This is a genomic window from Streptomyces hainanensis, assembly GCF_004348415.1.
GTDB lineage: Bacteria > Actinomycetota > Actinomycetes > Streptomycetales > Streptomycetaceae > Streptomyces > Streptomyces hainanensis.
The window spans coordinates 1-10,720 of record NZ_SMKI01000269.1 but is presented as its reverse complement, the minus strand read 5'-3'; the positions used below and the strand labels follow the sequence as shown (position 1 = coordinate 10,720).

The 10,720-nt window shown below is 74.8% G+C and carries 10 protein-coding genes; 2 read left to right on the top strand and 8 right to left on the bottom strand.

Annotation, left to right across the window (positions count from 1 at the left end; genetic code table 11):
- Positions 1 to 2: 2 nt before the first annotated feature.
- From E1283_RS22970 to E1283_RS22955, 4 genes are all read right to left on the bottom strand, one after another.
- Positions 3 to 1,238 (bottom strand): MFS transporter, encoded by a 1,236-nt coding sequence (locus E1283_RS22970; RefSeq protein ID WP_425086217.1) that lies wholly within the window; start codon positions 1,236 to 1,238, stop codon positions 3 to 5.
- A gap of 50 nt (positions 1,239 to 1,288) precedes the next feature.
- Positions 1,289 to 2,488 (bottom strand): PLP-dependent cysteine synthase family protein, encoded by a 1,200-nt coding sequence (locus E1283_RS22965; protein ID WP_132820021.1) that lies wholly within the window; start codon positions 2,486 to 2,488, stop codon positions 1,289 to 1,291.
- 144 nt (positions 2,489 to 2,632) lie between these two features.
- A complete protein-coding gene (locus tag E1283_RS22960) occupies positions 2,633 to 2,986 on the bottom strand; it encodes a hypothetical protein (RefSeq protein WP_132820020.1) in 354 nt (117 codons plus the stop codon).
- Between the two features lie 110 nt (positions 2,987 to 3,096).
- Entirely contained in the window at positions 3,097 to 4,431 is a 1,335-nt protein-coding gene (locus E1283_RS22955; RefSeq protein ID WP_132820019.1) for a DUF2252 domain-containing protein, read from the bottom strand.
- 197 nt (positions 4,432 to 4,628) lie between these two features.
- Here E1283_RS22955 and E1283_RS22950 point away from each other — a divergent pair, with 197 nt between their 5' ends.
- Positions 4,629 to 5,507 (top strand): arylamine N-acetyltransferase family protein, encoded by an 879-nt coding sequence (locus E1283_RS22950; protein WP_132820018.1) that lies wholly within the window; start codon positions 4,629 to 4,631, stop codon positions 5,505 to 5,507.
- Between the two features lie 18 nt (positions 5,508 to 5,525).
- Here the strand turns inward: E1283_RS22950 and E1283_RS22945 are convergent, their stop codons facing one another.
- Entirely contained in the window at positions 5,526 to 6,746 is a 1,221-nt protein-coding gene (locus E1283_RS22945; RefSeq protein WP_132820017.1) for a cytochrome P450, read from the bottom strand.
- A 179-nt stretch (positions 6,747 to 6,925) separates the two neighbouring features.
- On the opposite strand from E1283_RS22945, the gene E1283_RS22940 reads away from it, so the two are divergent.
- Positions 6,926 to 7,579: a TetR/AcrR family transcriptional regulator gene (locus E1283_RS22940; RefSeq protein WP_132820016.1), complete on the top strand. Its 654-nt coding sequence runs from the start codon at positions 6,926 to 6,928 to the stop codon at positions 7,577 to 7,579.
- 32 nt (positions 7,580 to 7,611) lie between these two features.
- On the opposite strand, the gene ssuE is transcribed toward E1283_RS22940, so the two are convergent.
- From ssuE to E1283_RS22925, 3 genes are all read right to left on the bottom strand, one after another.
- The gene (gene ssuE, locus E1283_RS22935) at positions 7,612 to 8,175 is read right to left on the bottom strand and encodes an NADPH-dependent FMN reductase (protein WP_132820015.1); all 564 of its coding nucleotides are present in this window, start codon (positions 8,173 to 8,175) and stop codon (positions 7,612 to 7,614) included.
- Between the two features lie 22 nt (positions 8,176 to 8,197).
- Positions 8,198 to 9,571: an FAD-binding oxidoreductase gene (locus E1283_RS22930; RefSeq protein WP_425086216.1), complete on the bottom strand. Its 1,374-nt coding sequence runs from the start codon at positions 9,569 to 9,571 to the stop codon at positions 8,198 to 8,200.
- 88 nt (positions 9,572 to 9,659) lie between these two features.
- Positions 9,660 to 10,720: LLM class flavin-dependent oxidoreductase (locus tag E1283_RS22925; RefSeq protein ID WP_132820013.1), on the bottom strand; the 1,061-nt coding region annotated here is incomplete at its 5' end.

Sequence of the window (10,720 nt, the reverse complement as noted above, 5' to 3'; positions counted from 1 at the left end):
GGTCAGGCCGGGACCGGCTGGGGTGGCGGGGAGTCCGCCGGGGTCAGGCGGCCGGCGCGGTGCAGCCCGTGGAGGGCGGCGGCGCAGGCCGTGCCGAGGGCGAGGAGCGCGAACCACGGCAGCGCGGAAAGGCCCGCGCCCCGGGCCGCGTCGAGCACCGCGCCGGTCCCCAGGTTGCCGAGGGTGATGCCCACTCCGCAGATCGTGTTGTACAGGCCGTAGTGGGTGGCCAGGTGCCGGTCCCCGGAGAGGCGGACGATGGTGTCCATCTCGAACGGGTAGGCGATCATCGTCCCCAGGGCGAGCGACAGCGCGGCCAGCACCGGCGGCACGGCCGCCAGCAGCCACCGGCCTGCCCCGCCCGCCGGCACCGGCACGGCCGTGGCGGCCAGCGGCGGCAGGAACGCCGCCCCCATGACCAGGAGCCCGAGGGCCAGCGCCCGCCCGGGCGCCATCCTGGCCGCGCACCAGGCCGTCACCCGGGTCTGCCCCAGGATGGTGGCGAGGCCGGAGACCGCGAAGAGCAGGGCGACCGTCGCGGTGCCGGCCTCGCCCGCGCCGACGACGCGGCGCACCTCGAGCGGCAGCGCGAGATAGATCTGGAACGACAGCACGTACGAGCCGATCATGGCCGCCGAGAACAGCAGGAAGGGCCGGTTGCCCAGCACGTTCCGCCACTGTGACCCGATGCGCTCCCGCGCCCCGCCGCCCTCGTCGCTCGCCCGGGGCGGCAGCGCGCGGATCTGCGTGACGCTCAGCACGCCGAAGACCGCGGCGGAGACCAGGCAGGCCACCCGGAAGTCGATCCCGATCAGCGCCATGCCGACCAGGGGGCCGAGCAGGATCCCGGCCTGGTAGAAGACGTTGAACAGTGCGAACGCCTCGACCCTGCGGTCACCCGCGTCCGCGGCGAGGTAGGCGCGCACGGCGGGGTTGAACAGGGCGCCGGCGAACCCGGTGGCCGCGGAGGCGGCCAGCAGCGCGGGCAGCGAGTCGACCAGGCCAAGGGTGACGAAGCCGGCGGTCCGCAGCGCGCACCCGGCCACGATCAGCGGCTTGTAGCCGTACCGGTCGGCCAGCGTCCCGCCGACCAGGAACATGCCCTGCTGGCTGAAGTTCCGCACCCCGAGGACCAGGCCGACCAGCCAGCCGGCCAGGCCGAGCGTCCCGGAGAGATGGGCCGCCAGGTAGGGCATGAGCATGTAGAAGCCGAGGTTGATGGCGAACTGGTTGACCATCAACAGCCGCACGCCACGCTGGTGGGAGCGGAACCGGGTGAACGTGCCCCTCACCGGCCCTCACCCTCCGCCACGCTCTCCTCGTCGCCGTCGCCGTCGCCGTCGCCGTCGCCGTCGCCGTCGCCGTCGCCGTCGCCGGCGGTGGCGGTGGCGGTGGCGAGCGGGTCGACCACCGTGGTGCAACGGGTCCAGCGGGTCACCTCCCGCTCGTCGGGACGAGCGACCGTCTCCGGTTCCGCCGCCGGTGGCGCGTCGAGCAGCCCGTGCGCGGCGCAGTAGTCGTCGTCGTACACCGTGCCGAGGTAGCGCTGCGGGCCGTCGGGGAAGATCGCCACGATCCGCGCGTCGGCGGGCAGGGCGCGGGCCAGCCAGCCCGCCACCAGGGCGACCGCGCCCACGCTCCAGCCGCCGGTGGCGTAGTGCGAGGTCGCCAGCCGGCGGCAGGTCCACACCGCCTCGGCCGGGGCAACCCAGTGCACCTCGGAGAACCGGTCGTAGGCCACGTTCCGCGGGTGGATGCTCGAACCGAGGCCGCGCATCAGCCGGTCGCCGGCGGGCTGGCCGAAGATCGTCGAGCCGACGGTGTCCACCCCGACCATCCTCAGCTCGGGGTAGAGCTGCCGCAGCACCCGCGAGACGCCCGCGGAGTGGCCGCCGGTGCCGACGCTGCACACGAGCACGTCGACATGGCCGAGTTCGGCGCCGAGTTCCAGCGCGAGCGGCGTGTAGGCCGCCACGTTGTCCGGGTTGTTGTACTGGTCGGGACACCAGGAGCCGGGATGCCGCGCCAGCAGCAACCGCACCCGGTCGCGGCGCGCCTGCTGCCAGCCGCCCGCCGGATGCGGCTCGGACACCACGGTGACCTCGGCGCCGTAGGCGGCCAACAGCCGGCCCATGGACGGTTCGAGCCCGGGGTCGGTCACCAGCGTGACCGGATGGCCGTACACCATGCCCGCCAGGGCGAGGCCGAGCCCCAGGGTGCCGCTTGTCGATTCGACGATCCTGCCGCCCGGCCGCAACTCGCCGCGGGCGCGCGCCCGTTCGATCATGTGCAGCGCGGGACGGTCCTTGATGCCGCCGGGGTTGAAGCCCTCCAGCTTGGCCCAGAACCCGCGCCCCGCCGGGGCGAACGGTTCGGAGACGCGCAGCAGTGGGGTGTTGCCGACCAGCCCGGAGAGGGCGGTGCGGCCGACGGGTGGTTCCGCGGTCGCGGCCTGACCGTGGGTGGGGGAGTGCGTCTGAGAGTGCATCTTCTCGTTCTCGGGTTCGAGTCGAGGAGCGACGCGGGTGCGTGGGCCACCGTCATGGCGGCCTGGCGGGGCGCCGGAGGCGCCACCCGCGGACGATCGACGACGGGTGAAGGGACGACGGCGGGGCGCCGGGGCGCCGCGCGGCTAGATCCGTAGAACCGTCGAACGTGTCGGGTCGCCGAGGGGCGGGGCGGCCGAACCGGCCCCGCGCGGGAGGGACGTCGGGTCCGCGTCGAGCGGCGCGGCCGCGCCCCCGGCGGTGGGCGTCGGGCCGGGGTCCGGCGCCTCGGGCCCGGGCTGCGGCTGACCCGGCAGGCACTCCTCGCCCGGGTGCGAGGCGCCGTGTTCGTCGTGCTGGTGGATCGCCACGTCCTCGGCGGCGATCTCCGCCTGGCCGGCGCAGGACACCGGCGCCGACGCACCGGGGGCGACGTGGGCCAGCACGCCCTCCGCGCTGACGCCGTGCATGTAGACCAGCCCGAGCAGGAGCGCGCTCACCCACCACAGCCGCCGGCGACGCGTCCGCGAACGGACACCCGGCGTGGCGGAGGGATACCGGTCCGTGACCACCCGGTGACCCTAACACCCCCCGACCGCCGGCTGCCGCGCTACAGACCCGGGATCCGGCCGTTGCGGAACAGGTCGACGAAGATCTGGTGATCCGCCCTGGCCCTGGCCCCGTAGCCGTGCGCGAAGTCCACGAGCAGTTCGGGCAGCCGCGCCTCGTCGGCCGCGAGCGCCTCGTCTATCGCGCGCTCCGTGGAGAAGGGGACGAGCGAGTGGCCACTCGAGTCGTCGGCGGCGGCGTGCATCGTCGCCGTGGCGCGGCCCAGGTCCGCGACCAACTCGGCGATCTCGCCGGGGTCGTCGAGGTCGGACCAGTCCAGGTCCACGGCGTACGGCGACACCTCGGCCACCAGTTGGCCCGCGCCGCCCAGCACGGTCCAGCCCAACCACTGGTCGGCGTGGGCCTGTAGCGCCCGCTGCGAGATGACGGTGCGGTGCCCCTCGTGCCGGAAGTAGGAGCGGACCCGCTCCTCCGTGACGTGCCGGGAGACCGCGGGGGTCTGCGCCTGCTTGAGGTAGATCACCACGTCGTTCTCCAGGGCGTCGCTGTTGCCCTCCAGCAGGATGTTGTACGAGGGCAGTCCCGCGCTTCCGATGCCGACACCGCGGCGGCCGACGACGTCCTTGACGCGGTAGGTGTCCGGCCGGGACAGGCGGGAGGGCGGCAGCGACCCCAGGTAGCCGTCGAAGGCGGCCAGCACCCGCTCCCTGGACGCCGCGTCGAGCGCCACCGCACCGCCGCCCGGCGCGAACCGGCGCTCGTGGTCGCGGATCTCCGTCATCGAGTCGAGCAGCCCGAACCGGGTCCGGGTCCGCGCGTCGCGCAGCGCGCCCAGCAGCGGGCCGCGCGCCGTGTCGAGCGTGAACGGCGGCACCGCCGCCGCGTCGGCGCCGGCGGCCAGCGCGGCGATCCGCTCGCGGTAGGCGGCGGCGTAGGCGCGGACCAGGTCGGCGATCACCTCGTCGCTGAGCGCCTTGGTGTGGCCGAGCAGGGCCACCGAGGCGGCGAACCGCTTCAGGTCCCACAGGAACGGGCCGACGTACGCCTCGTCGAAGTCGTTGACGTTGAAGACCAGCCGCCCGTTGGCGTCCATGTAGGTGCCGAAGTTCTCGGCGTGCAGGTCGCCGTGGATCCACACCCGCGAGGTGCGCTCGTCGAGGAACGGGTCCCCGGCGTGCTCCTCGGCCAGGTCCCGGTAGAAGAGGCAGGCCGTGCCCCGGTAGAACGCGAAGGCGGAGGCGGCCATCTTCCGGAACTTCACCCGGAACGCGGCCGGGTCGGCCGCCAGCAGCTCGCCGAAGGCGATGTCGAGGACGGCGAGTATCTCCTCGCCGCGCTCCCGCGCCCGGGCCGACGTGACCTGTGGGGACGACATGGCGAGGTGCCTCCTGAGTGCCCGCCCCGGATCCGCTCCCCGGGATCTCCGCTCCGGAGGCTACTCGCGGCGCGGCGGCCCCGGCGGGGATGCCGGCGGAGTTTGCCGAACCCGAACCCGCCGAACACCGGCCGTTGGTCGGGACGTAGGTCCGGCGACGGAGGCGGCCCGGCCGGCCCGGGCGTAGCGTGGCGACCATGAACGCTTTGCGCGCACCCGACGTCACGGCCCGGGACGCCGGCCCGAAGGCCGGCCTGGAGTTGGGCGCCTATCTCGACCGGATCGGCTGGACCGGGCCGCGGGCGGCCACCGCCGAGACCCTGCGCGCGCTGCACCGGGCGCACCTGGCGGCGCTGCCGTTCGAGAACCTGGACGCCGTGGTCCTGGGGACGGCGCCCTCGCTGGCACTGGCGGACGTGCAGGAGAAGCTGGTCAGCCGGCGACGCGGCGGCTACTGCTATGAGCACAACACCCTGTTCGCCGCCGTCCTCGCGGCGTTCGGCTTCCGGGTGACCGGGCTGGCCGCCCGGGTGCGGATGGGCGGCGGCGGCACGGCCAGGCCGCGTACCCACATGACGCTGCTGGTCGACGTGGCGGGCGAGGCCGAGCCGTTCCTGGCGGACGTCGGGTTCGGGGCCGCCGCCGGGCTGTTGGAGGCGATCCCGCTGGTGGCCGGGCGGGAGGTGGCCGCCGGGCCGCGCCGCAACCGGCTGGTGCGCGAGCCCCACCCCGGCGCTCCCGCGGACCTGTGGGTGCTCCAGGGGCTCGTCGGCGGCGAGTGGCGGGACCAGTACGCCTTCACCCTGGAGCCGTTCGAGGCGGCGGACTACGCCGTGATGAACTGGCACATCGCCACCCATCCGCGGTCGCCGTTCCGCCGCTCCCTCTACCTCCAACGCACCACCGCCGACGGCGGGCACCGGGAGATCGCCGGCCGCACCCTGACCGTCACCGCCCCCGACGGCACCACCCTGGAGCGGCGCGAACTCGTCGAGGACGCCGAGCTGCTCGTGCTGCTGCGGGCCGACTTCGGCATCGAACCGCCCGAGGGCACCGGCCTGACGGGGCGCGGGTAGGTCCGGGCCGCCCCGGGGTCACCAGCGGACCGGCACCTCGCGCAGCCCGCCCACGGTCAGCCCCTCGACCTGCCGCAACTCCGCCACCGGCACGGCCAGTTCGAGGCTGGGCAGCTTGCGGAGCAGGACGTCGAGGGTGACCTGGAGCTCGGTGCGGGCCAGGGACTGGCCGAGACAGGAGTGGGGCCCGGCGCCGAAGGTCAGGTGGGGGTTGGGGGTGCGGGCGAGGTCGAGCTCGTCTGGCCGGTCGAAGACCCGCTCGTCGCGGTTGGCGGCGGAGACCCCGCAGAAGACGGTGGTGCCGCCGGGCAGCACGGTGCCGTCGAGCTCGACGTCCTCGGTGAGGTAGCGGCGGACGCCGAAGCCGCCGAGGTTGGCGTCGGCGCGCAGCACCTCGTCGACGGCGGTGCGCACCAGGGCGGGGTCGGCAAGCAGGCGTTCCCACCGGCCACGGTCGGCGAGGAGCAGGGCGACCATCTTGCCGATCATGTTGGCGGTGGTCTCGTGGCCGGCGACCAGCAGGCCCATCGCGGTGCCCACGAGTTCGGGATCGGTGAGGCCCCGGCCCTCCGCCCGGCTCTCCTCGATCAGCGTGGAGACCAGGTCCTCGCCCGGCCGGGCGCGCTTGGCGGCCACGAGGTCCGTCATGTACGTCACGAAGTCGGTGTAGGCCGCGTGGCTCTCGTCCCCGGTGTAGCGGTCGACGTTGAGGAAGGCGTCGGACCAGTAGGAGAAGCGCAGCCGGTCCTCGACGGGCGCGCCGAGCAGGTCGCAGATCACGAAGACCGGGAGCGGGAAGCCGAGCGCGGCCTTGAGGTCGGCGGGCGCGCCGCCGCGCACCATGTCGGCGACGAGGGACTCGGCCGTGGCCACCATGCCGGGGCGCAGCGCCGTGACCCGCTTGGCCGTGAAGTACCTGCTCACGTGCCGTCGCCAGCGCAGGTGGGCCTCGCCCCTGGTCGGGACGGCCAGCGAGGGGTCGCCGTCGGTCGACACCCCGCCGCCGCCCTCCGGGGCGATCCGGGCGCCGCCGTCCTCGGCGGTGGGGCGGGCGAAGCGCGGGTCGGTGAGCAGGGACCTGACGTGGTCGTAGCGGGTCAGGAGGGTGCCGGTGTCTCCGCTGGGGAGCTCGACGGTGGCCACCGGGCACCGCTCGCGCAGGTGTTGCCAGTCGGCCGGTGGATCCAGCGGCCCCTCGGTGGGCAGCGGCAGCCGGAGGAGGGGGTCGGGTCGACTCATCTGACGTCTCCAGACGGGAGTGCGGCTCATTTAAGTCAATTGATTTACTTAAAATTATCGTCCGCGGGAGATCCTCCTTCAAGAGCGCGTCCCAGGTATGGCCGGAACCGGCGGGTCGTTGCGTACTCTTTCGTCGTTCGACCTCGCCGACCGGGCGGGGTCCCGAGGTGGTGGTGCGGATGGCCGGCAGAACGAGACGTGACGAACAGGTCAGCGCGACGCGGGAGGCGCTTCTCACCGCGGCGGAGCGGCTGTTCGCCGAGGACGGGGTGCACGCGGTGGCCAACCGTCAGATCAGTCTCGCCGCCGGGCAGGGGAACAACACCGCCGTCAGCTACCACTTCGGCAGCAAGATCGACCTGGTGCGCGCCATCGTCAGACGCCATGCCGAGCAGGTGGATCTCGGCCGCACCCGGATGATGGCCGCCCTCGGCGAATCCGCCGACCTGCGGGACTGGGTGGCCTGCGCGGTCCGCCCCGTCACCGAGCACCTGGCGGCGCTCGGCACCCCCAGCTGGTACGCCAGGTTCATGGCCCAGGTGGCCACCGACCCGGCGCTGCGCGCCGTCAGCACCGAGGAGTCGGCGGCCGGCTCCTCGTCGATGGCCGGGCTCCAGGAGGGCATCCTCCGCCGGCTGCCCGACCTGCCGGACGACGTGCGGGCCGAGCGGGGCGCCATGACCCGGCACCTGATCACCCAGATGACCGCGGAGCGCGAACGCGCCCTCGCCGACAACCTGCCGACACCGCGCGCCAGTTGGGGAGAGACGGCGGACGGCCTGATCGACGCGATCGTCGCCCTGTGGCAGGCACCGGTCACCGGCGGACGCTGACCGGCGACCGCGACCCGACCGGCCCCGCCGGCTCAACCCGCCAGCGCCGAGGGCGCCGAGGGCGCCCTCAGGGCGTCGAGAAGGCCGTCGAGCGCGCGGTCGAGGCGGTCGCGGGCCTCGGCCGCGAGGTGCGGCGCGGCGCCGTCCGCCGCGGGCCCGCCGATGGACCGGTCGAGCAGGAAGCAGCCCCGCGCGATGTGTGCCGCGCCCATCGAGGACAGCACCGGGCGCAGCGCGTAGTCCAGGACGAGGGTGTGGGCCGGGGAGCCGCCGGTGGCCAGCGGGAGGACGGTCTTCCCGGCCAGCGCGTACTGCGGCAGCAGGTCGAGCCAGGACTTCAGCAGCCCCGAGTAGGACGCCTTGTAGACCGGGGTGCCGACGACCAGGGCGTCCGCGCGCTCGACCCGGTCCGCGGCCGCCCGCAGCGCGGGGTCGGCGAAGTCGGCGGCGAGCAGTGCCGCCGGGGGCAGGTCGCGGACGGAGAGGGGGTCGGTCTCGTGCCCGGCGGCGACCAGGGCGCGGCCGGCCGCGTCGAGCGCCGCGGTGGTGCGGGAACGGGCGGACGGACTGCCGCCGACGAGCAGGACGCGGGCCATGGGGGCCGCCTTTCGTGAGGTGCTACAGGGCCTTGCCGGGGTTGAGGAGGTGGCGCGGGTCGAAGGCGTCCTTGACACGGCGTTGCAGGGCCAGGTTCTCCGGCCCCAACTCCCTGGCGAGCCACCGGCGTTTGAGCAGCCCGACGCCGTGTTCGCCGGTGAGGGTGCCGCCGAGGCGCAGCGCGGCGGTGAAGATCTCGTCCGCCGCGCGCCACACCCGCTCCGGGATCTCGGGCAGGTCGGGATCGGTGACGAGGATCGGATGCAGGTTTCCGTCGGCGGCATGGGCCAGGGTGTGCACGGGCACGCCGTGCGCGGCCGAGATCCGCTCGATCTCCCGCACGGCGGCGGCCAGTCGGCTCCTCGGCACCGCCACGTCCTCGATCAGCGGCCGGCCGGTCCGCTCCAGCGCGGGAAGGGCGAGCCGGCGGGCGGCGAGCAGCGCCTCGGCCCCCGCCGCGTCCCCGGCGGTCTCGACACGGGCCGCGCCGTGCCCGGCGAGCAGCCGGGCGGCCCGCGCGGTGTCGGCGCCGGCACCGGTGCCGTCGCACTGGACGATCAGCAGCGCGCCGCCCCGCTCCCGCAGCCCGCCACCCTGGTGCGCGTCGAGGGCGGCGAGCACGGAGCCGTCGAGGAGTTCGGCCAGCGCCGGCTCGACGCCGGCCGCCGTGAGGGCGGTGGCGGCCGCGGCCGCGTCGGCGAAGGTGTCGAAGAAGGCGGCGAGCGTGCCGGTCTCGGCCGGAACGGGCCGCAGCCGCACGGTCGCTGCGGTGATCACGGCCAGCGTGCCCTCCGAGCCCGTGAGCAGCGCCGTCAGGTCGTAGCCGGTGACGCCCTTGACCGTGGCGCGGCCGGTGCGCAGCCGGGTGCCGTCGGCGAGGACGGCCTCCAGACCGAGGACCGCCTCGCGGGTGACGCCGTACTTGGCGCAGCGCAAACCGCCCGCGTTGGTGGCGATGTTGCCGCCGATGGTGGAGATCGCGGCGCTCGCCGGGTCGGGCGCGTAGCGCAGCCCGTGCGCGGCGGCGGCGCGGTCGAGGTCGGCGGTGACGACGCCCGGCTCCACGACGGCCAGTTGGTCCTCGGGGGAGAGCCGCAGCACGCGGTTCATCCGGCTGAGGTCGAGGACCAGGCTGTCGGGACCGGCCACCGCGCCGCCGGAGAGGCCGGTGCCGGCGCCGCGCGGCACGACGGGCACGCGCAGCGCGTACGCGTGCCGCAGCACGGCCGCGGTCTCGTCGGCGCTCGCCGGGTGCGCGACCGCGAGTGGCGCGCCGGCTGGCTGGAACCCCGAGCGGTCCGCCGCGTAACGGGCGGTCCCGGCGGGGTCGGTGGTGAGGCGGTCCGGCGGCAACTCGGCCGCGAGCGCGGCCAGTAGGGGGTGGGCGGTGGTGATCACCAGGGTGTGTCCTCCCGGGGGTGGCCGGCACGTGGCACGGGGGTGCTCCCGACGCCTGCGAACGAGCGGGGACGGTGGTCGTCGGTCAGGCCGCGGCGGTGGCCGCCCGGTGGGCGAGCTCCTGCCGCACCAGCGGCAGGACGTGCCGGGCGTAGTCGATCGCGTCGTTGAGCGGGTCGTAGCCTCGGATGGACAGCAACTCGCAGCCGATGTCGACGTAGTCGAGGAGCGCGGCGGCCACCGTCTCGGGGGAGCCGACCAGCGCTGTCGAACTGCCGGCCGCGTTGGTGGCGGTGACCAGCGGCGTCCACAGCGCCCGGTCGTGCAGCTCGCCGCGGGCCGCGACGTCGAGGAGCCGCCGCGAGCCGACGTTGGCCGGGACGCCCTGGCCGACCGCCGGATAGTGCCGGCTCCTGGCCCGCTCCGCGTGGCCCGCCCGCACCTGGCCGAGGATCCGGTGCGCCTTCTCCCACGCCAGCTCGTCGGTGGGCGCGATGATCGGCCGGAACGAGACCCAGATCCGGGGGTGCGGCCGACCCGCCAGCTCCGCCTGGTGGTTGACGGCGGCGATCTGCTCCGCCGTCTCCCGCAACGGCTCTCCCCACAGTCCGAAGATGTCGCCCTGCCGGCCGCCGACCCGGTAGGCGTCGGCCGACGAACCGCCGACCGAGATCGGGACGGTGCCGTGCACCGGGCGGACGTCGGAGCGGAAGCCCTCGAACCGGTAGTGCCTGCCGTGGTGGGACAGCGGGCCGTCCGCGGCCCACACCCGGCGCAGGATCTCGATGTACTCCTCGGAGCGGTCGTAGCGCTCGCTCTTGCTCAGGTAGTCGCCCTCACGGCGCTGCTCCTCGTCGTTGCCGCCGGAGATGATGTGGAGGGCGAGCCGGCCCCGGCTGATCCGGTCGAGCGTGGCGAAGGCCCGGGCGGCGTGGGTGGGGAAGACGACGCCGGGGCGGTGCGCGAGCATCGGCCGCAGCCGTTCGGTGTGGGTGGCGACGAACTGGGCGAGTTGCAGCGCGTCGGGCGAGGCCGAGTGGTAGGCGACCAGCGTGTAGTCGAACCCGCCGTCGTCCAGGGCACGGGCGTAGCGCCTGGTGTGGTCGGGGTCGATGCCGGAGCCGGCGGTGGGGTTGCCTTCGGTGG

Bases quoted from the DNA above. Each gene is read 5' to 3' on its own strand.
- E1283_RS22940 (WP_132820016.1), top strand. From the start codon at position 6,926: ATGGCCGGCAGAACGAGACGTGACGAACAGGTCAGCGCGACGCGGGAG.
- E1283_RS22950 (WP_132820018.1), top strand. From the start codon at position 4,629: ATGAACGCTTTGCGCGCACCCGACGTCACGGCCCGGGACGCCGGCCCG.
- E1283_RS22955 (WP_132820019.1), bottom strand. From the start codon at position 4,431: ATGTCGTCCCCACAGGTCACGTCGGCCCGGGCGCGGGAGCGCGGCGAG.
- ssuE (WP_132820015.1), bottom strand. From the start codon at position 8,175: ATGGCCCGCGTCCTGCTCGTCGGCGGCAGTCCGTCCGCCCGTTCCCGC.
- E1283_RS22965 (WP_132820021.1), bottom strand. From the start codon at position 2,488: ATGCACTCTCAGACGCACTCCCCCACCCACGGTCAGGCCGCGACCGCG.
- E1283_RS22970 (WP_425086217.1), bottom strand. From the start codon at position 1,238: ATGGTCAACCAGTTCGCCATCAACCTCGGCTTCTACATGCTCATGCCC.
- E1283_RS22945 (WP_132820017.1), bottom strand. From the start codon at position 6,746: ATGAGTCGACCCGACCCCCTCCTCCGGCTGCCGCTGCCCACCGAGGGG.